At 49.1% G+C, this 26,469-nt stretch carries 22 protein-coding genes; 13 read left to right on the forward strand and 9 right to left on the reverse strand.

The annotated features are described in order from the left end of the window. The first annotated feature begins 16 nt into the window (after positions 1–16). The 4 genes from ACKFKH_RS28185 to ACKFKH_RS28200 all read left to right on the forward strand — a co-directional run bounded on the left by ACKFKH_RS28185 (position 17) and on the right by ACKFKH_RS28200 (position 5,181). The gene (locus ACKFKH_RS28185; protein ID WP_446861678.1) at positions 17–1,489 is read left to right on the forward strand and encodes a hypothetical protein; all 1,473 of its coding nucleotides are present in this window, start codon (positions 17–19) and stop codon (positions 1,487–1,489) included. 32 nt (positions 1,490–1,521) lie between these two features. After that, on the forward strand, positions 1,522–2,679 hold the full coding sequence (locus tag ACKFKH_RS28190) for a hypothetical protein (protein ID WP_446861679.1): 1,158 nt from the start codon (positions 1,522–1,524) through the stop codon (positions 2,677–2,679). A gap of 446 nt (positions 2,680–3,125) precedes the next feature. Further along, positions 3,126–4,259 carry a peptidoglycan-binding domain-containing protein gene (locus ACKFKH_RS28195; RefSeq protein WP_446861680.1) on the forward strand — a complete coding sequence of 378 codons (1,134 nt, stop codon included), beginning with the start codon at positions 3,126–3,128 and terminating at the stop codon, positions 4,257–4,259. 289 nt (positions 4,260–4,548) lie between these two features. After that, positions 4,549–5,181: a Uma2 family endonuclease gene (locus ACKFKH_RS28200; protein ID WP_446861681.1), complete on the forward strand. Its 633-nt coding sequence runs from the start codon at positions 4,549–4,551 to the stop codon at positions 5,179–5,181. Here the strand turns inward: ACKFKH_RS28200 and ACKFKH_RS28205 are convergent. Further along, a complete protein-coding gene (locus tag ACKFKH_RS28205; protein WP_446861682.1) occupies positions 5,178–5,810 on the reverse strand; it encodes a Uma2 family endonuclease in 633 nt (210 codons plus the stop codon). The genes ACKFKH_RS28200 and ACKFKH_RS28205 overlap by 4 nt on opposite strands. A 46-nt stretch (positions 5,811–5,856) precedes the next feature. On the opposite strand from ACKFKH_RS28205, the gene ACKFKH_RS28210 reads away from it, so the two are divergent. Further along, positions 5,857–6,750 (forward strand): amidohydrolase family protein, encoded by an 894-nt coding sequence (locus tag ACKFKH_RS28210; protein WP_446861683.1) that lies wholly within the window; start codon positions 5,857–5,859, stop codon positions 6,748–6,750. Positions 6,751–6,802: 52 nt separating this feature from the next. Here the strand turns inward: ACKFKH_RS28210 and ACKFKH_RS28215 are convergent, their stop codons facing one another. The 8 genes from ACKFKH_RS28215 to ACKFKH_RS28250 form a co-directional block, all read right to left on the reverse strand. Beyond that, entirely contained in the window at positions 6,803–8,107 is a 1,305-nt protein-coding gene (locus ACKFKH_RS28215) for a nucleotide disphospho-sugar-binding domain-containing protein (RefSeq protein WP_446861684.1), read from the reverse strand. 261 nt (positions 8,108–8,368) lie between these two features. Continuing rightward, complete coding sequence (locus tag ACKFKH_RS28220; protein ID WP_446861685.1) at positions 8,369–11,581, reverse strand: efflux RND transporter permease subunit; 3,213 nt, start codon at positions 11,579–11,581, stop codon at positions 8,369–8,371. Continuing rightward, positions 11,578–12,918 carry an efflux RND transporter periplasmic adaptor subunit gene (locus ACKFKH_RS28225; RefSeq protein ID WP_446861686.1) on the reverse strand — a complete coding sequence of 447 codons (1,341 nt, stop codon included), beginning with the start codon at positions 12,916–12,918 and terminating at the stop codon, positions 11,578–11,580. The genes ACKFKH_RS28220 and ACKFKH_RS28225 overlap by 4 nt, the downstream gene beginning before the upstream one ends. A 289-nt stretch (positions 12,919–13,207) precedes the next feature. Continuing rightward, complete coding sequence (locus ACKFKH_RS28230) at positions 13,208–14,068, reverse strand: DUF1614 domain-containing protein (RefSeq protein WP_446861687.1); 861 nt, start codon at positions 14,066–14,068, stop codon at positions 13,208–13,210. Positions 14,069–14,612: 544 nt separating this feature from the next. Next, on the reverse strand, positions 14,613–15,407 hold the full coding sequence (locus ACKFKH_RS28235; RefSeq protein WP_446861688.1) for a RecB family exonuclease: 795 nt from the start codon (positions 15,405–15,407) through the stop codon (positions 14,613–14,615). A gap of 36 nt (positions 15,408–15,443) precedes the next feature. Next, entirely contained in the window at positions 15,444–15,656 is a 213-nt protein-coding gene (locus ACKFKH_RS28240; RefSeq protein ID WP_446861689.1) for a DUF2811 domain-containing protein, read from the reverse strand. Positions 15,657–16,623: 967 nt separating this feature from the next. Next, entirely contained in the window at positions 16,624–17,427 is an 804-nt protein-coding gene (locus ACKFKH_RS28245; protein ID WP_446861690.1) for a PEP-CTERM sorting domain-containing protein, read from the reverse strand. A gap of 347 nt (positions 17,428–17,774) precedes the next feature. Then, complete coding sequence (locus ACKFKH_RS28250) at positions 17,775–18,314, reverse strand: phycobiliprotein lyase (protein WP_446861691.1); 540 nt, start codon at positions 18,312–18,314, stop codon at positions 17,775–17,777. A 202-nt stretch (positions 18,315–18,516) separates the two neighbouring features. On the opposite strand from ACKFKH_RS28250, the gene ACKFKH_RS28255 reads away from it, so the two are divergent. The 8 genes from ACKFKH_RS28255 to ACKFKH_RS28290 all read left to right on the forward strand — a co-directional run bounded on the left by ACKFKH_RS28255 (position 18,517) and on the right by ACKFKH_RS28290 (position 26,143). Next, positions 18,517–19,425 carry an ATP-binding cassette domain-containing protein gene (locus ACKFKH_RS28255; protein WP_446861692.1) on the forward strand — a complete coding sequence of 303 codons (909 nt, stop codon included), beginning with the start codon at positions 18,517–18,519 and terminating at the stop codon, positions 19,423–19,425. After that, a complete protein-coding gene (locus ACKFKH_RS28260) occupies positions 19,422–20,201 on the forward strand; it encodes an ABC transporter permease (protein ID WP_446861693.1) in 780 nt (259 codons plus the stop codon). Before ACKFKH_RS28255 ends, ACKFKH_RS28260 begins: the two co-directional genes overlap by 4 nt. Before the next feature lie 143 nt (positions 20,202–20,344). Next, positions 20,345–21,499 (forward strand): ABC exporter membrane fusion protein, encoded by a 1,155-nt coding sequence (locus ACKFKH_RS28265; protein WP_446861694.1) that lies wholly within the window; start codon positions 20,345–20,347, stop codon positions 21,497–21,499. Positions 21,500–21,539: 40 nt separating this feature from the next. Next, positions 21,540–22,778, forward strand: coding sequence for an FtsX-like permease family protein (locus ACKFKH_RS28270; protein ID WP_446861695.1), 1,239 nt, complete (start codon positions 21,540–21,542; stop codon positions 22,776–22,778). Positions 22,779–22,794: 16 nt separating this feature from the next. After that, entirely contained in the window at positions 22,795–23,493 is a 699-nt protein-coding gene (locus ACKFKH_RS28275) for a DevA family ABC transporter ATP-binding protein (RefSeq protein ID WP_446861696.1), read from the forward strand. A gap of 30 nt (positions 23,494–23,523) precedes the next feature. Next, a complete protein-coding gene (locus tag ACKFKH_RS28280; protein ID WP_446861697.1) occupies positions 23,524–24,345 on the forward strand; it encodes a DUF3891 family protein in 822 nt (273 codons plus the stop codon). Then, positions 24,342–24,860 carry a GAF domain-containing protein gene (locus ACKFKH_RS28285; protein WP_446861698.1) on the forward strand — a complete coding sequence of 173 codons (519 nt, stop codon included), beginning with the start codon at positions 24,342–24,344 and terminating at the stop codon, positions 24,858–24,860. Before ACKFKH_RS28280 ends, ACKFKH_RS28285 begins: the two co-directional genes overlap by 4 nt. A gap of 152 nt (positions 24,861–25,012) precedes the next feature. Then, the gene (locus ACKFKH_RS28290; protein WP_446861699.1) at positions 25,013–26,143 is read left to right on the forward strand and encodes a sensor histidine kinase; all 1,131 of its coding nucleotides are present in this window, start codon (positions 25,013–25,015) and stop codon (positions 26,141–26,143) included. Positions 26,144–26,469 lie beyond the last annotated feature (326 nt).

The raw sequence follows: 26,469 nt of genomic DNA on the forward strand, positions 1-26,469 counted from the left end.
ACACGAGGTAGTCACGATGACATTTCCCTATCTAGTCACGGCTGGTCAGACCAGTCCCTTTACGGCTGAACAATTACAGCAACTTCGACAAACTTTCATTGATCAATTTCTGTTTGCTCAACCCACCCTTACCGACAATCCAGTAGCCGAACAACTGTCACAGATTACTCGGATTTTGAGTCATTCTGCTGGCAACGAAACCACGGTTTATGACAATGGTTCTGCGCGATCGACGGCCTCCAGTGCCGCCAACGGTCTATCGCAGCAAGTCGAGCGGGCCCTGACGCAGGTGTTAGGACGCGCCCCCGGTCGTGGCTCAGATGGATTCATCAGCGCGTTGAACAGTGCCTTTCCGACTGCCAAGAATGGTCAGGTGATGATGACTCCAGCCCGCAGTCTAGTATCGCTCTACAATCCCAATGAGCTAAACGGCATGACGGGTCAGCTTTCGGTCGCGCAAGCCAATTTATATCGTCAAGGCAGCATTATTGGGCAGGATGCGCTGAAAGTGCTGGAAGGATTAACGTCCTTTGATCCGACGGCGGATGTGGATGCGGTTGAGGCCCTGCGATCGCTCATCCAGTCTCAAATTCGCACGCTAGTCGATGAGTTTGGTCGCTTAGACGAACCGCGCAAACAGCGAGTAGAAACTTACCTCAATACGCTGAGTGTCAAAAGTCCTGTAGGCAGTGAGAGTGGGGGCAATCGGTTAATCGGCGGCTCTCTACTTAAGTTTGGTGAAAAAGCCCGCTTGATCAATCGCAATGGTCAAGTCGAGGCGGTGCTGCCTGTGACACTGGGGGACGAAACTCAGATTGCTGGATTTGAACTGTTGATTAATTACGTTGATACCTTGAGACGAATCTGGGTTGAGTATGACATTACGACCTCGATCGAGACTCAAGTCACCGGACGATACAGCGAGCGACTCTCCCGCGCCAGCATTATGCTCCCGGTGATCAGTGATAGTAATGCAAGTCTGATGTCTGCAATGGATTCAGTCGGCTTTACCGAAAGCGAACGGCGATCGGATGCGGCCCTGTTTGACACGTTAGAATCCCCCGGTTCTATAACGATCAGCAGCGGCAACAACGGCACGAATTTGACCATCACCGCTAACTTTGCCTTACCCAACATTACGGTCAATGACTTTGATGAATGGGTCGATCGGTTTACAACCCTCGAAGCGCCTTCTCTATTGTCTACATCGGGACAGTTTGGCTTAGATTTTGTCACTGATCAGGCAGACACGCTGTTCTGGACGATCGCCTCTGTGCTTTATGCCATCACGCCTGATGTCAATAACTTATCGAACGGTGGTGTCTTCAACAAGCGCAATCAAACCAAGCTGCTGGGTAGAGTCTTGTCCTTTGAGCGGGTACAGCAAACCTTGAGTGAGCTTGTGTTTCAACTCGATACGCTGGCAGATCTGGGCGTGGGTAGCGTGTCGTCTGCGTCACCCATCACACCGACCAGACCCATTGGCTAAATCTATTGACTAACTTTGAGAGGAAGCGAATCATGAAAGCACGCGACTACGATCGCCGCAATGACCAGGTGGCAGCCCTGCTGCAAAATACGATCGAGCAACTCGGCCCCGAACTGGTCGCCAATCCCCAACTAGCAGAAGTGCTAAATCGGATGGTGGATGACCAACTACAAAAATATGAGGAATCACAATCAGGCAAAGCTTCTCCAGCCGATGGCGGACTGGCGGATCTCATTGGTCTGGGCAAAGACAGCACAACCGACCTGGGAGAAGCTCAAATTTCTAGCGGCGTAATCGACTATGACGACACGGTGAGAAGCGAGCGCATTCTAGCCAGTGCCGATCTCTATTACATCTATATGCACGAACGGTTAGGCGTTTTCCGCGTCATCGACAAACTACAAGAACTGTTTCGAGCCGGAACTTTGCGAATTTCGAGCGGTGAAGGGGCTTATGGTCTCTACCGATTCGACAAGCACAACATTCTGCGCTACCACAAACAAGAACGGATGCGGGCTTATCGGCGCGTCTTTGGCTACACGACGACAAATCCTGGCCCCGGTGCGCGTCCAAATCCTCAGTTTCACGGATTGTTTACACACTTTATTGGCGAAGCGGCGAAATATTGGCGCGATAAGCGAGTCAGTGAAGTCATTCGCGAACGGGCAACTGATCCGACTTTTGGGTCGATCGCGATCGTTCGGCGAGCCGGATTGGATCTGCGAAACAACCTGAAAAATTCTTCCTACGGCTACATCAATGTGCTGCGGGTGGAGACCAGTCAGGCGCTGGCGGAATGCTTTAAAGTGCTGGAATCGCCCGATGTGCGCGCTCAGTTTGGGGCAGACAACGCCTGGGAACTGATCGAACTCGTCCTCTGGCAATATTTCCAGGAATCCGTTCACGCCAGCACGATGAACCGCATGGCCGTCGCAGGACGAGAAGTGATTCGTTGGTTAGCAGAGCCGTTTGTACTTCAGAAGAACCGCACCGAGTTTGAAGCCTTGCTGCTGCGGATTGCAGAGTACACCGAGGAATGGATTTCTAGTGAAGAAGGAATGCGGATGAGCCGTCCTACACCGCCGCCGCGTCAAGTCTATGCACCCGGAGCGCCTCCTAATGGAATGCGTCACAATCCAGCGATGGGGCGATCGAATGGCAGGATGCCCGCTCCGCGAATTGTGGGATAGCCTCAGACAGCCAAACTCAAACGGTCAAGTTCAACAATCGAAGATTGAGCCTCAGAACACTGGTATTTGAGGTTCGATCACCGACATTCAAGTTCAGAAGCGGAGCCTTTGACCTCTAACCTGCATCGTTCGAGTTCAGAACTCCAGCTTTTAAGTTGAGAACTGGATAATTCGCGTTCAGAACTGCAACCTTCGAGATCAGAACTCAAAGATTCGTGTTCGGAACTCAAAGATTCGTGTTCGGAACTCAAAAATTTGACATCAGAACTGAATCAAACAAGTTCAGAACTGCGTGATTCGCGTCCAACCTTTGCCGAGTTTGTAAGGGCTGGAGAACGATCGCACCTCATTCCTCACAAGCCAATCTATTGTTTCTGACCGTTTTGAGTTCTCTCACACCTCACGCCTCCACAATGAAATTTCTTTGAATAACCAAGGCTCTGACCATGAACCAGCAACAATGGCTGTTTGAAGTGCCCTTTAATTTAGAAAGCGCTTCTCACTACAACGGACTCAACGAAAATCTCAACGAAAACTTTGAGCAACTCACCGAATGGGAAGCATTGCCCGTCGGCCTTCGCTCACCTCGATTTCGCAACAACGCACGCCTCCAAGCTGCCGCCAACAACAAGCCCCCGATGCGGCCAGGAGAACGAGGACAGGCGGTACAAATTCTTCAACAAGCTCTGATTGATTTGAAGTTTCCCATGCCCATTTCAACTCGACGACGGGGCACCCCTGACGGCATCTATGGAGCGGAAACAACTGCTACGGTTCGCAAATTTCAACAGAGATACGGACTAAAACCAGATGGCATTGTCGGCAAAAACACCCTGAGTCGGCTCGATCGATTGTTTACAACTCGGACTACCGAACCCAGATGCGGTGTGCCTTCAGCCGCGCTAGAAATGCCAGCCTATGAATCCGAATTGTTTGAGTCCACATCCAAAAAGGCAACCCCAAAAGCCAGCCTCTGTCTCTATCAACAAGGCAACAAGTCCAGTGGATTTTTCTCCAATCAGGCGGGCCGTTGGGCAAAGCGAATTAGCGCGATCGCCAACCCAACTGCAACCAATGCTTGTGGCACGATCGGGGCAACTCCCTACCGCACAGGCGAAGACATCATTAGAGCCATCAATGAAACCTTTCGCTGCCTCAATCAACGCCTCAAAGAAGTTCACATTTTCAGCCACTCCTATCCCGAAGGAATCATTGGCGATGGAGACTGTGTAGGACTGTATCGAGACTCAGCCCGCAGCACTTGTGCAACTATCCAATCAGGCGGCCGCAGTGTTTCTCAGATTCCAACCGCAGTCTTAGCGCAAGATGTTGTATTTGTTCTGCATGGCTGCAACACTGCCGTTAACTGTGGTCAAGATTCAGTCAATTTTGCCCGTGATCTCTTTAACCATCTCGCTGCTCAATTAGACAATCCCAGAGTGTTTGGGCATCCGGTCAGCGTCTGTGCGGGTCAACAGTGCCGTTGGTGTGAATACTCAAACAAGCATCCCAAAGGTCGGCGACTTGCCACCATTCCGTCCATCTATAGCGGTAATGGGTTCTGCGGCAAGATTTGTTAGAGGTATAGGTGGCGTAAGCGTTGCGTATTTATTGGCAACTCATCACTCACGCTTTCTACGATCGCTCCTTCCACAGTCAACTTGACTTAGAGGCGTTGCTGAATCAGGGGGTGTGCCCCAAAGCGGTGGGAAACCCAAGGTTCAAAGTCCCCCATTTTTGGGGGATTTAGGGGGCGAAAAGATGGACATTTCCCACAGATTCATCCCTCCAATCAGCAACGCCAGAATTGGGGGCGATCGCTCACCCACGCTATGATGACAATGACTGGCAGCAGAAGGACTTTTAACGATGTACGTCCTCGTCTCACCCGAAAAAATTCAACTTCCCGCAGGGACGGTCTTGCGGCTTCCGGCAACTTGGCAAGACTACCAAAAACTCTGCCAGCAGCGCGGTGATGGATCAATTCCTCGTATCAAGTATCACAATGGAGAAGTCTCGCTAATGTCGCCCTTGCCCATCCACGGTCGAGATGCCCATTTGATCGCCCAGATTGTGATCACGCTCCTGGATCACAACGATCGCGAATACGATGCCTTTACTCCCGTCACAATGACCTTGCCAGAAGAGAGCGGGATTGAGCCAGACTACTGTTTCTACATCGACAATTGGCAAGCCGTGTCAGGCAAAAAGCGCATTGACTGGCAAACCGATCCGCCTCCCGATTTGGTAATCGAAATTGATGTGACTAGCTACTCTGAGATCAACGATTATTTGCCCTATCGAGTTCCAGAAGTCTGGCTGTTCAAGCAGCAAAAACTGTTGATTTATCAGTTGCAGAACTCAACCTATCAACTGCAAACCCAGAGCCGCTATTTCCCAAACATCGACCTCGAAAGCACGATCGCTCAGTGTTTACAGATTGCCTACGATCGCAACACCAGTGCCGCAATTCGAGATCTCAGACAACAGTTGAACCGCTAATGCTCAATTTGAGTTCTCACCCATTTGCGAAAAACTTTCACGAGTTCCAGGTAATCGATCGTTTCGGCTTGTTGTAAAAATACAGCGATGTCTGAAATTGGCAGATTTAGAAAAAATTGACTTTCCGGGGAGGTGATGTAGGTTCCGTTCTGTAGTTGTTTGACCACCAACGAATCTCCGTTATAAATCCAAACTTCTGCGACCCCCAAATCTGCATAAACCTGAAGACGATTTTTGGAACTGTTGGTAACATCAACTTCAATCACTAAGTCCGGTGCAGGATCTTCCTTGAGATCCAGCCGTCGCTTCCCCCGAACGGCATCAATGTTAAAGATGTAGAAACATTCGTCTGGTTCAGCTCCACTCAATTCAGGTCGTTTGAATGTAGTTGAACCTAGCGGATAAATTTGCACTTCTAGCTCTTCCGCCAGCGTTTCTACAAACCGTCCTATCACCTTTTTACTCAGTTCGTGTTCTGGAGAAGGAGCCATGATTTCTAAATTGCCACGGTTGTAGGTTAGTCGCAGACGACGATCGCTCAATTCCTCCAGTAGCGCCTCATAGGTCTGCCACCTGATCCCCGACAGGTGAATTATTTCAGCAGGTGTCGCAAACACTGTTGCAGTCATAGATTCGACTAAAAAACTGGTACTTTCACTTTACAGGATACAGCGTATGATTATCGATTGCCACTGTCATGCTGGAAAAGGCGACCTACTGACGGGCCCCTGGAGTACTGATGCCCCCGTGGAATCTTATCTGCGTCGTGCCAAAACCGCAGGCATCGATCGCACTGTCATCTTTGCCCCTTTTCATAGCGACTATGCGAAAGCCAACCGCAACACGGCTCAAATCATTGCTCAACATTCCAAACGATACATTGGTTTTGCGATGGTGCATTGTGAACGAGACCGCGATCGCATTTACCCAATGGTGCATCAAGCCGTAACTCAGTGGAACTTTCGCGGCATCAAAGTCCATCGCCATGACGCACCCGCGACTCGTGAAGTCTGCGAAGTGGCTCAAGCATTCAATCTACCACTGCTCTACGACCCTGCCAATGAGACAGATTTAGTGGATCTACTAGCCAGTCAATATCCCAAAGTCAACTTTATTATTCCTCACCTGGGTAGCTTTGGGGATGATTGGCGTGCCCATCTGCGCGTGATCGACCAGCTTGTCAGGTTTCCTAATGTCTATGCCGATACATCTGGGGTGCGCCGATTTGACTATCTGGTGCAAGCGATCAAGCGGGCGGGCACTCACAAGATTTTGTTTGGGTCAGATGGGCCGTGGCTACATCCGGGTCTGGAGTTACAGAAGGTTCGTTTGTTAGGATTGCCCCCACAGCAACTAGACCAAATACTCGGCAAGAACTTATTAAAACTGATTCACGGAAGCATTCAAAGAACTAGCAATCCCCGTGACAGAGCGCAATGGCTCAGAGACAGCTCATCATGCGCCTGCTCATTGATAAGAACTTGTAGCTCGAACAGTCATAAAGTCCGCCAGAATTGGCAGCTTGGGGGGCAGAAGAATTCAACTAACGAAGCGAAAGAACTGGATTGAGTCCCTACAGGTTTAGTCTGTGGCTGGCATCGTGCAAACAGTAGAGTCAGGTTTATTCAGTTCTAATGACGGGTTGTTTCGTGATTGCCAGTTGTTCTAGTCGCGCTGCCGCCAGCATTGGGGCATCATACTGACGAATTGCCCGTTGAAAGTCCTTAGCGCGAGTCTGGTAGCGACGATCGGATAGTAGCTTTTTCACCGCAGCGCGAATCTGCTCAGGAGTCGGCTTTCCTGTTTTCAAATCAATTCCAACACCCGCCCACTCAATTCGCGCACACACTTCAGGCTTATCTTCTGATTGTCCCGCCGCCACTAAAGGCACCCCCGCCGCCAAAGCCATCTGCACACCGTTGTATCCGCCATTTGTAATCATCACATCGACATGGGGCAATAGCTCAGAATGAGGAATAAACGACTCGATTCGAGCATTGGCAGGAATTGCATCAGGCGCAATACTCTCGATCGCTTTGCCAATTGTAGTCGCAACAATCAAGACTTCTTCCTGGGCAAGTCCCCGTAGGGTTGGCACGATTAACACGTCTGGATCGGTGGCAACGGTTCCTTGAGTCACATGAACAACAGGCTGGCTCCCTTTGAGATCATCCCACCAGGCAGGGGACGTAAACTCCGTTGCAATTGAAGAAAGTAGCGGCCCCACAAAATGGACTTGAGCAGGTAAATCTCGACGAGGATATTCAAACTCTGGAACTGTTCCAGCGATGTGCAAAAAAGGTGAGAGGGTGTCAAAGAAAGGGGTTGTGCTGTGAGGCAGCCCCAAGTCGGCACGAACTTGATTCGTGTATGCCGTCACTTCTCGAAACAGCAGCGCTTGAGCAAGCCAGTTTAATCCCCGATTGCGAAACTGCCCGAAGGGGGAGGCATCTGGTTTGAGTCCCAGACCAAACGGGGCTGTATCGCGACTGCTAAATGCCAGAGCGGAGATGCCAAATCCTGCCCACGGTGGCCCGCCTTGTTCGTGAATCCAGGCAGCGCCCAAAAAGCAAAAATCTGTCAGCAGCACATCTGCCGGAAAGTCCTGCAAAATAGCCGTCATGTCTTTTACCTGCCCCACGGCGGCATCAACAAAGAAGTGCTTCAGGTCAAACTTGAGTTGGGCGGCACCGCGTAGCGCATTGCGTTGGGTTGTCCAGTCCTGCGGGACGTTTTCTGGATAAGAATAATCAAGCCCAGAAGCGATCGGCGCAAACCGTGCTCCTGTAGACTCGACTTTCGCCTGAAATGCACTTCCTGTATACCAACAAACTTCGTGTCCTCGATTGACTAACTCACGCGCGATCGAGAGGGCCGGACTCACATGCCCCACCACAGGAATCGTTCCGATGAGAAACTTAGCCATTCCACTCACCTCACGTTGGTCAATATTCTATTATCTGCCAGAATGCCTGGTGATTAATGTTAGCTTCGCAAGTGCCTTCGGCTGGTCTACTGGAACCGAGACATTAGATTGACTCTGCTATTGCCACAGCCGTCACACTTTATATTCCCCACATTGGTATCGATGGCTTTTGCGAATGGTCTTCTCCTCCATCCAAAACTGACTCTTAAATGGTTGCTCAGAGCCTTCGCCTTCTCTCAATTTTGTGTGAACTTTGAGACTTCAAACATCGACTTTGGACGTGGCGACTCCTTGCGGGTAGCTCGAAGGGACGGATTCCTCGATGACTTCGGCAGGCTGACTGGACTTAGATCTTGCACCCGAAAAGTCGCGCAACAGCCCCATCAAGGCGGGTACAACGGTGGGCGTGAGAATGGTGGAGAAAGCAAGTCCGCCCGTTAAAACAATGCCCAATCCTTGATAGAGTTCTGAGCCTTGACCGGGTAAGATGGCGAGAGGCAACATTCCCAAGACGCTGGTTCCCGCAGACATAAAAATGGCGCGTAATCGATCTTGAGTTGCCTGATAGAGCGAGGTGTCGTAGTCAACTCCTTGTTCCTGAAGCTGTAGGGCCCGATCGACCAATAAAATCGCATTATTAACCACGACTCCCGTCAAGATCAGGAATCCCAACGCAGTAATCATATCTAACGCCGCAGACACACCGGGAATTCGATTCGCGATTACTAGACTCAACAGTGCGCCACTCATTCCCATCGGAATTGTTGCCATAATTACGACTGGGTAGAGAAATGACTTATACAACGCGACCAGTAATAGGTAGGTGATCAAAATCGACAACAAGAAAGCAGTCGCTAACTGAGAAACCGTTGTGGCTAGTTGGTCAGCCGTGCCAGCGAGTTCTAATCGAGCACCAGCAGGCAGATTGGCTCGTAAGGGCGCGAGTGCTTCCTCTTCGGCCCGTTGAACGATCGCCGCTAACGGAGCATCCGGATTGAGCGAAGCGGTGAGGGTAATCGATCGCTCCAAATCAACGTGATTGATCACATCGGCTCCGGTGGCTTCTCGCACTTCGGCAACGTCGCTGAGTTGTACTCGTCTTCCTCTCGCGTAGAGGGGCAGTTGGCGTAACTGTTCGGGGGTTTGCACAAAGGTATTTTGTAGCTCGACCGAGACATCCAATTCTTCTTTGCCGTCGATAAAGTCTGATGCAAGACGACCGCCTAGAGCCGCTTCGACGACAGAACCCACCTCAGATTCAGAAAGCCCAACTTCGGCCAGCCGTTCTCGGTTGGGAATGACCTGAAGTTCTCCGGCACCCATGACAAAGTTCGATCGCACATTGCGAATGCCGTTAAAGGCGCGAAGTTTGCCCGTGATTTCTTTCTCGACGTTGCTCAACTGGATCAGGTCAGATCCGACAATATCTACCTCAAATTCCTTGCCGGGGTCGCGAAAGATTGAGGGTCGAACTGGCACCATAAACCGATATCCAGCGAAGTTGTTACTCGCAGCGCGAAACCGATTTACCATGTCGGCCAATCCCTGAGTCGTCGCAAATTCTGGCTTGAGAATCGCCGCAATCGCCCGCAATGCCCCAGGACGATCGACAAACATGACACGATCGACTTCCGGCTGCGCTCTAATAAAGGCTCGGACTGGCTCCGATTGGCGAATCGACTCTGCAATACTGGTTCCTGGCAAAGGTTCTGAGCGCCACTGAATCAGGTTGCGGTTGCCTTCGGGCAGATAGTCGGCAGGCGGCAGGAGAAAAAAGCTGGCAACCAACAGAGAGACGGGAATCGAAAGAACGAGCAGCCGACGGCCCATTCTGCCTCGCCCGATCGACCAGCGCACCGTCTTAGACAAAAAGGCTTCGAGCTTGCCCTGGAAGTGGCGAAACACCGCAGAACATTTGGCAATCGATCGCTCAAACCAATTGCCGCCGCGATATTCCCCACCTTCCATCATCTGCATGGCTTCCGATTCTTTGAGAAACAAGCCAGAGAGCATCGGAACTAAGGTAATCGCCGCCACTAGCGAGAAGATCGCCGAACAAGACAGCGTAATCGCCATGTCTGCATAGAGTTGTCCCGCTTCACCCGTCACGACTAGTAAGGGAATGAAGACGACCACGTTGGACAAAGTGGAACCGAGCATCGCGCCCCAGACTTCTTGCGTCCCGTCGATCGCCGCTCGAAACGCATTCTTGCCCTGCTGCATGTGAGTAAAGACGTTTTCGATCACGACGATCGAGTTATCCACGACCATGCCAACCGAAAAGGCCAATCCGGCCAGGCTAATAATATTTAGAGAGCGTCCCAACAGTGCCATGACTGTGAATATCATGACCGACGAAATTGGAATGGTAATGGCAATGACGGCAACGGTTCGCATGGAACCTAAAAATAATACGAGAACGGCTGTTGCTAATAATGCACCTCCGATCAGGTTTTCTTGAACAAAGGTAATCGATTGGTTAATGTATTCGCTCTCATCATAGTTATAGACAAAGCGAATGCCTTCATTTTGGCGATCGAACTGTTCCTGTAGTTCTGTAATCGCCGCTCTCACGCCTTTTGAGACTTCTGGAACATTGGCACCAATTTGACGAATGATCCCGACCGCCACCGCAGGCTTATCTTTAAACAACAGCGCACTATCCTGAAGCTTGCGCCCCATTTGCACCTGTGCCACATCGCGAATGTAGACAATTCCACTCGGATCGCGTCTTAGTACAAATCCAGCAATCTGATCGATGTCCTGCGATCGACTCAGGGTGCGAACCCGATATTCCCGTCGTCCTAGTTCCAGGGGCCCGCCCCGAATGTCTCGATTGTTTTCTCGCAACACGCGCACTACATCCCCGATCGTCAGATTGCGATCAGACAAGGCTTTGGGATCGATTTTGACTTCGACTTCGCGCAGCCGACCGCCCACTACAATGAATTGCCCTACGCCTTGAATCCGACGCAACCTCGGCAAGACGACTTCTTCGGCCAGGTCACGGTAGCGATCGGGATTTGGCTCAAACCCATCCCTGGTATCAAACGGAATCCACATCATCGGCGAACTGTTGCCGCCCACTAATTCCACATTCGATTCTTGCGCTTCGGGAGGGAGACTCTGCACCTGTTGCAGACGGTTGATGACATCCACTAAGCGATCGTTCACATTCGTGCCTTCTTGAAATTCCAATGTAATGGCACTTCGTCCCGCACGAGACGCACTGCTGATTTCTTTAACGCCTAGCACTTCTTCCATCTGTTCTTCGATCGGGCGCGTGATCAAATCTTCAACTTCAGACGGCCCGGCACCCGGATAAACAGTGTTGATGGTGATTTCGGGGCGATCGCCTCCAGGCTGCAATTCTAACGGTAGTCTCAGCAAAGAGAACACACCCAGCAACGCTAACAAGCAAAACAGCACAAAGGTTCCGTGTCGCCAGCGGACGGCGGTTTCAATCAATTTCATGACTTGTCTCCTACGACTTTGACTGGCATTCCTTCATTCAAACCGTCTCCACCGCGAATCACGATCGCTTGTCCTGATTTCAATTCGTTACTGTAAATCGCGACTTTCTCTCCCATGTCAGAAACCATTTCCACAGGAGTTGGCTTTGCTTTCCCATCAGCAATCGTAAACACAAGCCACTGATTTTGTCGGCGCGTTAACACATCGCGAGAAACGACGAAGTTCGATCGATTGGAAGGCAGGGTCAATGTGCCCGCGATCGCCATTCCAGGCAGCAGTCCTTTGGGCGGATTGGTCAACTGAACTCTCACTCTTTGTCGCCTCGAAGCACTGTCCGCAGAAGGCACCACGGCGGTAATTTTGGTTTGTCCTTTCCAGTTGGGTAAAGCGCGGGTGGTGAGAGCGATCGGCATTCCTGGCGAAACGCTGCCGCTCAAGTCTTCGGGCAATTCTAAAAACACGTCGAACTGATCACTCGAAACTAGCGTTACCACCTGACCTGAACTCTGCACCAGATCGCCTCGGCTGATGTGTCGAGTTTGTACAATTCCCGATTCGGCGGCGACAATTTGGGTGCGTTGTTGGGCGAGTTCTGCCTGATTTAAGCTTGCTTGAGCCGCTGCAACATTGGCTTTTTGAGCATCGATTTCTTCGCGAATCACGCCCGCTTTTGCTTCTGCTAGTTCCGCTTCTGCCTCAAGTCGTTCTCCCTTTGCTGCATCGACTGCGGATTTGGCTTCGACGAGTAGCCGTTGAGAAATGGCCCCTTCTCTGACGAGGCTGTTGGTTCTCTGTAAGTTGTCTTGGGCTTCTCGCTCTCGCGCTTTGGCTGCACTGACGGCCGCCTGTCGTTGAGCAATGATTTCGGGTCGTGTCCCGACTTCGAGCCGAGCTAAGTTACTGCGCTGTTGAGCCAGTTGGGCCCGTGCCTGAGAAATGCCTAACTGTTGGTCAGCGTCATCAAGAACCGCGATCGTCATCCCCGCTGTGACGCGATCGCCGGGCTGTACTCGAATTTCTTCAACAATGCCGCCTGTTTGAGCGCGAATCGTCGATTGTTGGCTGGCTTCGACCTGTCCCAATAGCTGCACACTCCGACTGGCAGTTCCCGCAGCAAGTTGAACGGTTTCGACGGCGCGAGGCGGTTGTTTTTGAGGTTGAGCCACCGCAGGTCGAGCAGTTCCCGCTGGACTAAACCATCGCCAGGCAACCAGTCCGCTAGTCGTCAGAGCAATCGCACACACGAACCAGATCCAGGGCTTGCGACGGTTGGGATCAGGGGATTCTGTCGTTTGCGTCGGAGTAATAGGCTGATCTTGAGCGTTGGAAGATTCCATGATTTGTGACCGATCGAGGGTTAGAGGACAAAGCAGACTTCAAACGTTGCAGTGAGCGATCGCACAGAACTCAAATAAACAAGCAATAGAACTGGGACAAAAAAGCTGCTAGAAAGATTAATTAAACATTAAGAATTCAAGCCGCTACAGAGATCCTACATGATTTATCAAATTGTTTGCATTGAAATCATTGCAGGAGCTGTAGCACCCTAATTTCTCTACGCCCCGTAGCCCAAAACAACTTGGAATAATTGTCTCAGAAGAATCTGACAGGAATATGACAGGAATACTAAAAATTCCCCAACACATTCCCCAACACATAGCCCACTACCGCAGGCAGCCATTCTGCAATGATCAGGGCACACAGACCACACTGAACGATCCCATCATCAAAGCCTGCTCCTCCAATGCTGAGAGGAGATCCTGCATTTTCAGGGCGAACAGCTCTAAGATGAAGCAGATCAGCCCCGATCGTCGTTCCCAAAACTCCCCCCGCAAATGCCACAGAAGCGCGATCGACTCCACCAGACACCAAAGCCATTGCTGACAGGGCAGCGATCGTCGTGATCAGCCAAAATCTTGGTCGTCGGGTCACAATGCCTTTTCCTGGAACGACCGTCACGAGAAAGTAGCTGATGGAGGTGACGATCGCAGTCACGATCAAAATAGTTAGTGGTTGAACGCGATGAAATTGGTAAAGTGCCAAGACGATCGGAATCAGTCCCCCAGCTAAATTTATGCCAATGTAACCATAAGGTTGATATCGAGTTCTATCGGAAACTGAAGCCCAGCGTTTTAACAACCAGAGCGGCAGGAGTTCGATTCTTCTTCGTCCTGATGGATCATGCCTAGTCAAGATGAAAAGTGGCAAATTGATAAAGCACCCAAGAAAAGCTGTAATTACAAGCGGCAAACCCAGCCCAGACGCAATGCCTAACCGAGTCATCAGAGTGGAATAGACAATAGGATAAATTTTGAAAATCAGAAAGATTGTGTAGCCAAAAGAGAGCAGCACAAATGGCAGAAACACTAGCAAAAGCAAAAGACGACCTTGACCAGATCTCGGTAAAATAACCCAGCCGGACTCTTCTCTAATCAAGTCAAAATTTAGAGCAAACCAATAGATTAGTTGATGCCTGATAGAACGCATGGCCAAGAGAAGTAGAGATGGTTAGACTCTTTATCAGTTGCCAGTGCTAACTTTATGCATTGGAGCGATCGCTAGTGTAGAAATGACACAGTGGCGAAATTAACGGTTGCCCAATTGATGCAGTAACAGCAGATAGAAGGCATTGACATTCGTGGCTTATATCAAGTAGTACCAAATCAATTTGTTAATGCTACAGATCCTTCGCCCCCTAGATCCCTCATTCTGGGGGACTTTGAGAATCCGAGACTTCTTTGGCTTGAAGTCTCCTACAAGTGAGGGGTTTAGGTTGCTCTCCCAGATCTGTAGCCCTCAAAGATCAAGTTGGTATAACTCATCAATCTCCGGGGGAAGTGCTTAATAACCGTTTGATGTTAGTTGTAGAAGCTCACAAGCGGTTGCCATCTTTGCGATAAGTGTTGAGTTTGATGAGCCATCAATCGAGTGTAGCGATAGATATTGATTTACATTAAAAAAGCGAACCCCTCGATCGGTTCGCTCAATAAGTTGAGGGGCTTGTTAGATTTAACGAAAAAGATTCGTCACATTAGAGGCTGAGGGCGAGTTGTAATTCGGGAGAGGCTCCTAATGAGGCAGGAAGGGGTAACGGTTCGCTAGAGACAGCGGGACAATAACGGGCATAAGAGCAGCGATCGCACTGTTTATTTGGGGTCGGCTCCCAGGTTTGGTCATGGCGCAATCGCACCGCCAAATGAGAAATGACCTGCTGTACCTGTTTCTTATGTTTGCGAGTCGCTCGATAGCGCACCATCTCACCCGTTCTCAAAAACAAGAGACTCAAGTATTTCAAGCTTTGCTGATAGGTTTGCTCTAACGCCAAATAATATAGACCAATTTGCAGATCCATCTCATCCGCGTCCGGCAGCTTAAATTCTCGGCTTGACTTGTAATCAATTAGTTCCAGTCCGTCTTTTAAGTAGTCGATGCGATCGTATCGTCCGGTGATGCAAAACTCTAGATTCTCGACTTGTAGATAAGCCTGAATTTTGCCCTCCACGGCCAACGGCTGTCGCAGCGACGACTCACCCGCCACAAACTTTTGATAGTAGCCCTCTAAGATATCTCGCCCTTCAACAATTTGCGTTGGACTTAAGCCCGCCGAATTCTCATCCCAACAGCGGTTTACCCAGCGCACATCTGGAATCGGCTCGTTGTAGTGCCAGTCGCGATGAAATTTTGCTAACGCTTGATGCAGTGCAGACCCTAGAGCCGCAGATCCAAAAAATTCATTAGAACTGAGCCGTCTCTCATAGCGCAGGTAGTAGGCGTAAGGACACCGACTGTAAGCTTGAAGTTTGGTTGCAGAAATTTGGTAACTCATAACCCGATCGTGGTAGGGGGGTTGAAAACGAAACGTTTAGACTTGTTCGAGCGGACGCTTAAACAGCGAATCGAGGTAGACACGGGCAGTCTGGCGATCGTTGGTCGTGCGGTTTTGCAGCAAAAACAGAGACAGCGCTGCCGAAAATACCCGGTCTTGATCCCAGTCAGGACGTGCTTCTAAATAGCTTAAAAAAGACTGGTGCAGGGTTTCAGGAATCTCGACCAGAATGCTGACGTTGGTATCCATAGGAGGCCTCTTGAATTGAACGAATGGCGGGAACGATCTGAACTTCTACCTGTGAATCAACACAGGAAAAATTCGCGCAAGCCAGACCTCCTGAGAACTGCTCTCTGTTAAATCCGTTTCTAGCAGAGGCGAAGTTTTGGGAGGTCTGAGCGCTTCAGGTCAGTCGCTATATTTTGCGCGATCGGTCTCAGAAGATCAACGTTGCAGTTTGTAACAGTGGGCTTAAGAGTAAAAACTGATTAACGAATGAATAAGGGTTTCAAGCGGTTTTTCGTTACATAAGTTTACACAAGCACCCTTTTTTCTTGTCCCTCTGGACTTGTTAGCAAGTTATCCACAGGAGAACCAATCAAGCGGATCAGAGGGGATTTACTTGTGGAGAACTTTTCTCAACCTGTGGAAAAAGTGTGGAAAAGGCTTTCAATCTCTGTGGAATGCCTGTGGATTGTGTGGGGAAAACAGCTTGAAATGTAAAGTTTTGTAAAGTTTTTGGCATTCCCCAATCCGCCAAACTTGAGCTTAAGAATTGTCAGGGAACGTTCATGCTGTTCACTTCCGAGCGCATCTGCTGGAGACGAAAAAGCAATCTCTTCGAGTTACCCGCGAGGGCCTACCCTTTTTTTAGTCTCCTATGAACCCTATCAACGGTCGTCTGAAGATTAAGACGTAGAGATGGAGACACTTCTATTAGCTTTTTGCCCAACCATCCAATGATCTTAATCAACTGATCTTAACCAATCAGATTCAGACTGTCGCAAACAAGAACAAATTGTCCAAAGCGACTCGATCGCGCCGCTCCCCTTAGATCAACCCAAAACTAAACGCAAAATAGACACATCAAATTCCGAGAACTGGCTCCAATTTTGAGGAACAGCCCCACGCACAACAATCCTACTCATCGACTTTTAGCAAAACTTAGGTAGCGATGAGTTGTTTATTTTATGACAAAAACTATTTCTGGCAGAGACTAGTTTTTTAGACCGCGCTGTTTAAATCGACGGGCAGCCCCTAATATACCTAAGCCCAAGATTGTGGCGATCGACGCAGGTTCTGGGACAGGAGTTCTGCGCTCAGACAGAGGGGTGTCTGCTAGATCAGAGGTCAATCTAGTCGTGAAGCGTTGGGCGGTTGAAGCGTTGCGATCGCTCAGAGAAGTCAACACACCTTCTGCAAACAAGCAATCCGCTGGAACTGTCTGATCACACTCTGATCCAGTGCGAAATAGTTGAAAGTAGCTGCTGTCCCATTGAGGAACGCTAGTTGATTCTGCGTTGGATGACACCGAGGAGAGGGATCGTCCTGTGGAGTCTGCAAGACTGAGAAACACTTTGTAGCCTTCTCTGGCTGCTGCGCCTTTTACCAACGTGCTGACCGTGATTGAGTCTGTGTCGCTGTTTTCAAACTGACGCGAAAAAGCGGTTCCTTCTCCACTGGGCAGGTCGATCGTGGTGTTTCCAATATTGACGGCAAATTTCTCGACAGGCTGGACGTAGCGCCCCGAAGGAAACTGCTCAGGAGGCAGATTGGCAGAGGGCGGATTGTAAAAATCTAAGCTAGTTGAGTAAAAGCTGTTGGGAGTGGTCGGATCAAAGGTGTAACTGCCCGCAAAGATCGCGTTTCTCAAATCTTTGGGATCGTAGCCTGTCACATTACCAGGGTCAGAGAGCGTAGTCAGGGTGCCAGTAAAGTCAATGGTGGCGGCTTGAGCAGGGACAACCAGGCCCAAAACTACAGCAACAGTGCTGGCTAGATTGACGAGACGATGACTCATAGGGGTTGGATTTATACAGTAAGCGTGAACCGATTGGTAGACGCTTCTCTGGTTGACTTTGGAATGGATGGCAGACAAGAACAACATAGAGACTTCCTATTTAGTGTTGTGGAGCCGAGAGAATAATAATTCAGTCAAAAGATAGATTTGAGCAGCGATCGCTTAGCGCCTAGTGATCACTTTAAAATGCAAGCCCTTTTATGTCTCGTCATGAAAAATACATGAGCTAGAAGAATTTCTTCACGTTAGCTTTAAACATAGAATGCCCACGGCAAAAACAGACTCAACATTGAGCCACATTTCTGCCTGGGCACTGGATGTATTAGTTTTTGGTAGGCGACTAGCCGTTAGCCGAGTCGTTTTTCTAAGTATTGACCGATCATCTGCTGCTCACCCGCACGAGAAATAATGGTCTGACGGGTTCGGTATTTGCTGCCTACGAGTTTTAGTTCTTCTTCAAAAACAGAATCTTTGTATTCGGTTCTCAAGCAAAGTGTTTCGGGGTTGGTGAAGTAAAATCCAGCAGTAACAGGCTTGGAGGTGGCAAAGCCGCGATCGCGATACAGCGTCTCACCCAATACTCCAAATAGCGTCGAGCCTGTGGACTGCTTTTGTCCCGAAACTGAGTCTTGACTATCCCAGGTGACAGCCGCTCCACACGTCAAAATCGTGGTGTCTTCCAAACCGTGCAACCCTGCTAACTCAACAAGCTCAGAACAACCCTGCTCCAAAAAACGAATGCTCACCAGACTAACCATCTCTTTTGCTTCCCCATCAGGCAGCGTGTAGTATCGTCGCTCCGATCGCCATTGACCCTCTGACTGCTTAAAAAAAGCTGCGATGAGCGATTCGTTTGCCGGAGCCTGAAGATGCAAAGATGTCGTCATAAAAGTTCCTCTCAGAGAGTTGTGGGCAGCAGTTGATAGAAAGTTTTAATGCATAAGACTTCTCTATTATCAACCATTATTTCTGATTTTGTTACGCTTCTTAATATACTCTAGAAACCCGTAAACGAAATTCTCCGCAGGGCGTATCTCAGGTCTGTCATCATGGGGAGATATCTAGCAAACTGTTCAGCAATTGATCGTCATGCCATTACTTGAGGTGCAGCACTTGCAAAAAACTTATCGACAAAGCGGTAAGGTGACCGAAGCGGTGCGCGATGTTTCACTGACAATTACAACTCAAGAAGTGCTGGCATTTCTGGGGCCTAATGGAGCAGGCAAAACAACGACAATTAAGATGATTGCGGGATTGATTTTGCCCGATCGCGGCACAGTGCAAATCGCGGGAAGAAATCCTCATCGAGACTCTAGAGCGGTAGGACTTTTGGGAGCTGTTTTAGAAGGCAATCGCAACCTCTATTGGCGACTCACGCCCGAAGAAAACCTGGAATATTTTGGCGTACTGCGAGGTTTGGGTCGTCGAATAGCCAGACAGCGGGGTCGAGAACTGCTCGATCGCTTTGAACTCAGCCACAAACGCAAAACGCCCGTCCAATCTTTGTCTCGTGGAATGCAGCAAAAGCTGGCGATCGCCGTTGCCCTTATCCATCAACCTCAGTTGTTGCTTTTGGATGAGCCGACTTTAGGATTGGATGTCGAAGCGACGCAAACGGTAAAGCGATTGGTGCGAGAAATTGCCCGTGAAGGCTGCGCTATTTTGTTGACAACTCACCAATTAGATATTGCAGAAGAACTGTCGGATCGAGTTGCAATTATCAGTCAGGGCACGATCGTCGCCGAGCAAACCACTCAAGAACTAATTCGACAGTTTTCGGGGACGGGTTACACCATCGAATTGGCAGAAGAATTGGATGACGATCGCATCAGCAAGATTCAGCATTTAGGCAGCGTGGTAGATCAGAAAGTTATTCATCTGAGAGAGCCAGAAATGCTCTACCAAATTTTGCACGTTTTGGAACCGTTGTCGATCGTTCGGGTTGAAAAAGAACAGGCAAATCTTACCGAAGTTTTCTTGCAGGTGGTCAAAGGATGAATGGCTTGAAGTTGTTTTCGGCAGAGTTGCGTCGGGGTTGGATTCAGTTTATTCGCTATCCCGCAGAAGCGATCGGGGGTATTTTTATCATTACGTCGCTGTTCTATGGGCTGTTTCTTGGTGCAAAATATGTGGCGGGGCCGGGGTTGCAGCTTGGCGATCGTTTGGATGCAATTATTGTCGGTTACGTTCTATGGTCTCTAGTGACGTTTATTCTGTTTAGCGTTGCTGGTACGTTGCAAAATGAAGCCCAAACAGGAACATTGGAGCAGCTATTCATCACGCCATACGGGGCACCCCGAGTTTTTTTGATTAGAGCGATCGCGGATCTATTGATTCAGTTTGTTCTAATCTCTAGCATTTTGATTCTAATCATGATGCTGACAGGACGATATCTCGCGTTTCCACCTGTGTTAATTTTCCCATTAGCTTCCGTAATCATGGGTGCCTATGGGATGTCATTTGCGATCGGATCTCTCGCCCTATTGCTCAAACGAATTCAACAGCTATTGGGGATCTTTCAGTTTGCGTTACTCTTTTTGTTGAGTGTGCCGAGCGAAACTTGGACAGGCTCCATGAAAGTGGTGGGTCTATTTTTGCCGATGACGACGGGGGCGGGACTGCTGCGCGATCTGATGGCCCGTCAACAATCGATCGACTTGACTCAACTGAGTTTTGCCTTACTCAACGGAGCCGCCTACCTTGGGCTAGGGCTGCTTTTATTTCGATGGGCAGAAAGGGAAACAAAACGGCGTGGTCGATTGAGCGGATACTGACTCTCAAAAAGATGCGATAGAAAAATCACTATTATTAAGCATCTAATAGTTAGTTATGATGGCTTCATAAAATCTGGATACATCCGTTGGGTAGAGTCTTGCGACGATCGAAGTATTTTTTCTCGCTGATTAGGAGTTGACTTGTGAGTTCCAAACCCTTGATGAAGCCGACCGGAGTCCGAGTAGTGTTGATTGGGTCAGCGATCGCGCTTGCGCTTTCGGGTTTCGGCATTTTCTCCTACGCGATTTTGCGTCCTTCGTCCAGTCCTTCTACTGCGATCGCGTCACCGTCGCCCAATGATGATCCCGATGCGATTTCGGCTCTAGGACGGTTGGAGCCTGAAGGTGGTGTTGTCAAGATTGCCGCTCCTTCTGCCTTTGGGACAGCGCGAGTTTCTAAAATGCTCGTCAAAGAAGGGATGCAGGTGCGGGCAAATCAACCCCTCGCCGTCATGGATCAAGGAGACACGCTGTATGCGTCTTTGATGCAGGCTGAGGCACAGGTCAAAGAGGCAGAAACCAAACTCGCCCAAGTGCAAGCGGGAGCCAAACCGGGAGACATCAATGCTCAACGGGCAAACGTTCTGAGATCCAATGCAGAAATCCCCAAAGCAGAAGCAGAATTACTCAAAGCCAACGCTGAGTTGAGAAACGCCCAATTGGAATACGATCGCTACAGACAACTCTTTAAGGATGGTGCCGTTACCGAACTTGATCTACAAAATAGACAACTCACACGAGACACTAGAGCACAACAGCAAGATCAAGCCAGACAAGCATTAGAACAAGCAAAACTCGCCCTAGAGCAGTCTCGACAAGAGTTGAGCAGCGTGGCCGAAGTGCGTCCGACAGATATTCAGCAAGCTCAGGCTCAGGTGAATGTGGCGATGGCCAATTTTCAGAAAGCAAAAACAGAATTAGATAAAGCGATCGTTCGGGCCCCGATCGAGGGTCAGGTGCTCAAAGTTCATGCTGATCCTGGAGAAGTGGTTGGCAATGACGGCATTATAGAACTCGGTCGAACGCGCCAAATGTACGCCGTTGCAGAAGTAGATGAAAACTACATTGGCAAAGTGCAACCTGGTCAGAGAGCCACCATCACCAGCTATGCCTTTCCTGGAGAAATGACGGGAACTGTGGATAAAGTTGGCTTACAGATTCGTAAAAACGAAGTTCTCAATACCGATCCAGTGGATAAAATCGATACTCGAATTGTTGAAGTCAAAATCAAATTGGATGACAGTCAAAAAGTTGCAGGATTGACTAATCTACAGGTTAAGGTAGCGATCGCTCCTTAAAAAACGTTCAATTCTAAGTTCAGTCAAAAATACTTTTTCTATGTTTGCGATTCCCCTTGCCTGGTTACAACTAAAGCGTGAAAAGATTCGGCTGTTAGTCGCTTTAGCAGGCATTGGATTTGCGGTGATCTTGATGTTTTTGCAACTGGGTTTTCAGGATGCGCTGTTTGAGAGTGCGATCACGCTTCACCAAAGTTTGGAGGGTGACATTTTTTTGATTAGCCCTCAATCGACAGCGCTCATTTCAATGAAGACATTTCCTCAGCGACGGTTGTACCAATCGCTTGGGTTCTCTGGTGTTGAGTCTATTAGCCCTCTTTATCTAGGATTTGGTATCTGGAAAAACCCATTTTGGGACGGCCCACCTCAACCCCAAACTCGCAGTATTTTGGTGATCGGGCTGGTTCCTGGAGATAAGGTATTTTCACTTCCAGAAGTCAACGCGAGTGAGAATAAATTACGGTTAGCAGATGTTGTAATATTTGACAGCGCCTCCCGTCCTGAATTTGGCCCAATTCCAGCAAAGTTTGAGGAGTCAAAGTCATCTAACATATTCATCAAAACCGAGGTTGAAAGCCGTCGAATTGAGGTCGTCGGTTTATTTCGATTAGGGGCTTCTTTTGGGGCAGACGGCAATTTGATCACCAGTGATTTAAACTTTCAGCGCATCTTCACTTCTAGAAAGAAAGAGCAGATCGATATCGGTTTAATCAAGCTCGAACCAGGTGCCAACCTAGAGAAAACATTGGAGCGATTCAAACAAAACTTGCCTGGAGAACAGAGAATTGATCCTAACAAAACTCCCGAACAAGCCAGGGAGGATTTTGTAGTGGGAGATGTCAGAGTTTTATCCAAAAAGGCATTTATTGAATTTGAGCGAAAATACTGGCAAGACAGCACTGCGATCGGCTTCATCTTCACACTAGGAACGGTAATCGGTTTCATCGTTGGTACGGTGATCGTCTACCAAATTCTCTATACAGATGTGACAGATCACCTGGCAGAATACGCAACCCTCAAAGCAATGGGCTACAAAAATCGCTACTTGCTTTCGGTCGTCTTTCAAGAAGCTCTAATTCTCTCGGTGATGGGCTATATTCCTGGATATCTGCTTTGTATCGGTATTTACAACCTCACCAAAAATGCAACGGCTTTACCTGTATACATGACCCTACAGAGGGGGATTTTAGTTCTGTTTTTGGCAATGATCATGTGTATGTTGTCGGGCATTATTGCCGTTCGCAAAGTTCAAGACGCTGATCCAGCAGACATCTTCTAAATCCCAAACTTTCACCATGTCTCAAGAACCTATTATCGCGATCGATCAGGTCAATCATTACTTTGGAACTGGTCGCCTAAAAAAGCAGATTTTATTTGAGGTAACGGCGACGATCGACCCTGGTGAAGTGGTGATTATGACGGGCCCTTCAGGGTCTGGAAAAACAACTTTGCTGACTTTGATCGGGGCACTGCGATCGACCCAAGAGGGCAGCATGAAAGTGTTAGGTCAAGAACTCCGAGGCTCTTCAGAAGGTCAATTGGTCGAACTGCGTCGCAACATTGGTTACATTTTTCAGGCGCACAACTTATTAAACTCACTCAGGGCTTGGCAAAATGTGCAGATGTCGATCGAACTTCATGCCGATATTCCGGCTAGTGAAGCTCGCGATCGCGCTGAAGCCATGCTAGAAGCTGTCGGACTGGGCGATTGGGCCCATCATTACCCCAACGAACTTTCTGGCGGACAAAAACAACGAGTCGCGATCGCCCGTGCCCTGGTCTGCAATCCCAAAATCGTGTTAGCAGATGAACCGACCGCAGCACTAGACAAAAAATCGGGGCGAGACGTAGTAGAAATCATGCACGACTTGGCAAAAAAACAAGGTTCAGCCATTCTGCTTGTGACTCACGACAACCGAATTTTAGACCTCTCCGATCGCACCCTACACATGGAAGACGGCCGTCTCGCCTCTTTAGAAGCAACTTCTGCCTAAAACGCGAATTTTCGACCGTCCGATAGATTTGTGAAGCCTTTAGTACAGCTATTCTGGTTTCTGCTGATTCAGCTTTACCCTTCTATCAACTCAGGAGATACGATCGTGATTGTCAATCCCGCAAAAGACGGCTGGGACGTTATCTATCACCGTGCCCATGCCCTACTTGCAGCCCAACTTGGTGGACAATGGCGCAGAAAAGACGCTCCTCCTCGCCTATATGAAACGATCGCCGCAGTGTCTCACCACGATGACCTCGAAAGAGAATGGCAGGAGAATATCATCACCAAAGCAGGTGCTCCGATGGACTTCACCCAAAATGAGTCCGGGCCAGACTACAAACTACTTCGCAAGCACATGGAAGGCGCTCTATATCGCGGTCGTTGGGTTGCTTTGCTCAACTCAATGCACCAGAGTCGTCTGCTCGAAGGCTTTCGAGGTGAGTCAGAAGAGGGAGATCAGTTCTTGGATGAGCAAATCGAAAACCAAACCCGTTGGCGAGAAGAACTTGGTATCTCTAAAGATGATGCTGCCAGCGCCTATGACTTCATGCAATGGTGCGATCGCCTCTCTCTAATCCTTTGTCAGCAAGAACTTCCAGAAGACGAACGCGCTCTTGAAATCAGCAAAGGCCCGGATGGACAGCGCTATGACATTAAACAAGCTGCCAATGGACTGGTCACGGTTATGCCTTGGTGCTTTGAGGACGATCGCTTCACCGTCAATGTCGAATTTTCTCACCTCTCACAAATTAAATATGATGACGATGCCAGCTTGACTCAGGCTCTCAAACAAGCTCCGCGTGATCTTCTGGAATGGACGTTTGTCAAAGACCTTGAGGCTGCAAAATGATTTCATCCTCTCTGACGCTTCCTGACGCTTCCCTACCCCCAGAAGATTTTTTATCTGCATTGATGCCTGCTGTGGGAGAATTTTTGCAAGTCGATCGCTGCTTCTTCTACCTTCGCAATCCCCAAACCCAGATGGGCCGAGTGCCCTTTTGCTGGACTCGTGACTCAAGCGTTCCCACGGTCTACGACGAAGACTGGAAACCTGAACCCGACTCTTTGCCCGACGAAGACCCCATGTTTGCGGCTGCTCTAAAGACTGAACCGTCAATCTTTGTAGAAGATGTGGAGGCGACCAGTCCAGAAATTCTGAACGCTCAGTTTGAGAAAGAAAATTTTGGGCACCGTGCCCTAATTCATGGCCATGTATGTCAGCACGGACAACTCTGGGGCGTTTTGCAGCCTTGTGTGTTTGGATGCTCTAGAATTTGGACTCAGGACGAACAATCTCTAGTCAACCAACTCATTCAAGAAGTTACGCCAACAGCGGTTGCCTATGTCAAAACTTACAGTCCCTAATAAAACGGTTGCTTGAACTTTTAGCTCAACCTCTCAACAGCTTTTGACAAGCCCCCAAAAATCTCTCAAAAGAAGGACGCAAAGCGACTCCAAGAAAGGTTTATTACTTAGAGACTGATAAAATTCTCAGCCCTTCGGCTGCGGCTACCCGTATGAACTCATCGCCCTTCACCAAATTGCCCAAAGTCGATCGCATTCTGGTGGTGGATGATACCCCTGACAACTGTTTACTCATTCAAGCCATCCTGCAAGACGAGGGATACCAGGTTGAGTTATCTGACAGTGGTAAAGATGCCTTAGATAAAATTAATCAATCGCCGCCTGACTTGGTTCTACTGGATGTCATGATGCCGGGTATGGATGGGTATGAGGTGACTCGACGCATTCGCGACAACAGCGCCCTTCCTTTCATGCCAATTTTACTAACGACTGCCTACGATCAGCCGAGTGTCGCTCAAGGTCTAGATCTAGGTGCAGACGACTTTATTCGCAAGCCCGTCCACTTTGATGAACTCTTGGCACGAGTCCGCGCTTTATTGCGACTTAAACACAGCGTCGATGAGCGTGACCAGATTGCTCGCCAACGAGAAGATTTTGTTTCCCGTCTGACCCACGACCTGAGAACGCCCCTGGTTGCTGCTGATCGCATGTTAAATCTGCTGGCTCAAGGTGTCATGGGCGACCTGTCTGACGACATTCAAGAAGCGATCGCTACCATGATCCGAAGCAACGAAAACTTGCTGACAATGGTAAACATGCTATTAGAAGTTTACCGTTACGAGGCAGGGCGTAAAACGCTGACATTCTCTCTCGTCAATCTAGCCAGTCTGACCGAAGAGGTGATGAAGGCGCTCTCCCCACTGGCGATCGATAAGGGACTAACCCTAAACCTTGAAAAAGCCAATGACGACCAGGATTTGATGATCAAAGGCGATCGGCTAGAACTGAATCGCGTTATGACCAACCTTATTGGCAATGCCATCAAATTCACAGATCAAGGCTCTGTGAACATCAACCTATCTAAAGTGTCAAACCAAGAATCTGAGTATGGTTTAAGGATTCCAATGGTCAGGATCGAAGTCAGAGATACAGGCTATGGCATTCCGCCGGAGGAGCAAGCCACCCTATTTGAGAGCTTCGTTCAGGGCAAACACAAACGAGGCGGAAGTGGTCTAGGCTTGCAGCTATCCCAGAGAATTGTCCACGCCCATAACGGCACTATTCAAATTAAGTCTGAAGTCGGTAAAGGCAGTTCTTTTATCGTGCATTTACCGATTGGCTAGGGTGGATTGATCAGCAGTCGCAATCAGAACTGGGAAGGAGAAGATTGCTCAATTTCAGAACTGACCCAGCGGTGGGGCGAATCGCAGTGAATTTTGGTGAGGGTAAAGTCGTAAAGTCGTAGGACTCCCCATGATCCAAGAATCCTCGGACTTCAGGACGGGGAGCCGTCAAGGTTCTAATTTTCTTGTCAAGACGAGACGAACTGTTTCACACTTCCCCACTTAAGAAAGCCCAAAGCTTTGTCCAGTGCGGGATCTAGAGAAGATCGAAAACATTTTCCAGCGAATCTCTTGACAGTAAGTTTAAGTTCACGCTACATTAGTCA

The sequence above is a fragment of the Phormidesmis sp. 146-20 genome (assembly GCF_052939475.1).

Excerpts from the sequence above, each read along its gene's own strand:
- ACKFKH_RS28185 (WP_446861678.1), top strand. The coding sequence starts at position 17 with ATGACATTTCCCTATCTAGTCACGGCTGGTCAGACCAGTCCCTTTACG.
- ACKFKH_RS28190 (WP_446861679.1), top strand. The coding sequence starts at position 1,522 with ATGAAAGCACGCGACTACGATCGCCGCAATGACCAGGTGGCAGCCCTG.
- ACKFKH_RS28195 (WP_446861680.1), top strand. The coding sequence starts at position 3,126 with ATGAACCAGCAACAATGGCTGTTTGAAGTGCCCTTTAATTTAGAAAGC.
- ACKFKH_RS28200 (WP_446861681.1), top strand. The coding sequence starts at position 4,549 with ATGTACGTCCTCGTCTCACCCGAAAAAATTCAACTTCCCGCAGGGACG.
- ACKFKH_RS28205 (WP_446861682.1), bottom strand. The coding sequence starts at position 5,810 with ATGACTGCAACAGTGTTTGCGACACCTGCTGAAATAATTCACCTGTCG.
- ACKFKH_RS28210 (WP_446861683.1), top strand. The coding sequence starts at position 5,857 with ATGATTATCGATTGCCACTGTCATGCTGGAAAAGGCGACCTACTGACG.
- ACKFKH_RS28215 (WP_446861684.1), bottom strand. The coding sequence starts at position 8,107 with ATGGCTAAGTTTCTCATCGGAACGATTCCTGTGGTGGGGCATGTGAGT.
- ACKFKH_RS28220 (WP_446861685.1), bottom strand. The coding sequence starts at position 11,581 with ATGAAATTGATTGAAACCGCCGTCCGCTGGCGACACGGAACCTTTGTG.
- ACKFKH_RS28225 (WP_446861686.1), bottom strand. The coding sequence starts at position 12,918 with ATGGAATCTTCCAACGCTCAAGATCAGCCTATTACTCCGACGCAAACG.
- ACKFKH_RS28230 (WP_446861687.1), bottom strand. The coding sequence starts at position 14,068 with ATGCGTTCTATCAGGCATCAACTAATCTATTGGTTTGCTCTAAATTTT.
- ACKFKH_RS28235 (WP_446861688.1), bottom strand. The coding sequence starts at position 15,407 with ATGAGTTACCAAATTTCTGCAACCAAACTTCAAGCTTACAGTCGGTGT.
- ACKFKH_RS28240 (WP_446861689.1), bottom strand. The coding sequence starts at position 15,656 with ATGGATACCAACGTCAGCATTCTGGTCGAGATTCCTGAAACCCTGCAC.
- ACKFKH_RS28245 (WP_446861690.1), bottom strand. The coding sequence starts at position 17,427 with ATGAGTCATCGTCTCGTCAATCTAGCCAGCACTGTTGCTGTAGTTTTG.
- ACKFKH_RS28250 (WP_446861691.1), bottom strand. The coding sequence starts at position 18,314 with ATGACGACATCTTTGCATCTTCAGGCTCCGGCAAACGAATCGCTCATC.
- ACKFKH_RS28255 (WP_446861692.1), top strand. The coding sequence starts at position 18,517 with ATGCCATTACTTGAGGTGCAGCACTTGCAAAAAACTTATCGACAAAGC.
- ACKFKH_RS28260 (WP_446861693.1), top strand. The coding sequence starts at position 19,422 with ATGAATGGCTTGAAGTTGTTTTCGGCAGAGTTGCGTCGGGGTTGGATT.
- ACKFKH_RS28270 (WP_446861695.1), top strand. The coding sequence starts at position 21,540 with ATGTTTGCGATTCCCCTTGCCTGGTTACAACTAAAGCGTGAAAAGATT.
- ACKFKH_RS28275 (WP_446861696.1), top strand. The coding sequence starts at position 22,795 with ATGTCTCAAGAACCTATTATCGCGATCGATCAGGTCAATCATTACTTT.
- ACKFKH_RS28285 (WP_446861698.1), top strand. The coding sequence starts at position 24,342 with ATGATTTCATCCTCTCTGACGCTTCCTGACGCTTCCCTACCCCCAGAA.
- ACKFKH_RS28290 (WP_446861699.1), top strand. The coding sequence starts at position 25,013 with ATGAACTCATCGCCCTTCACCAAATTGCCCAAAGTCGATCGCATTCTG.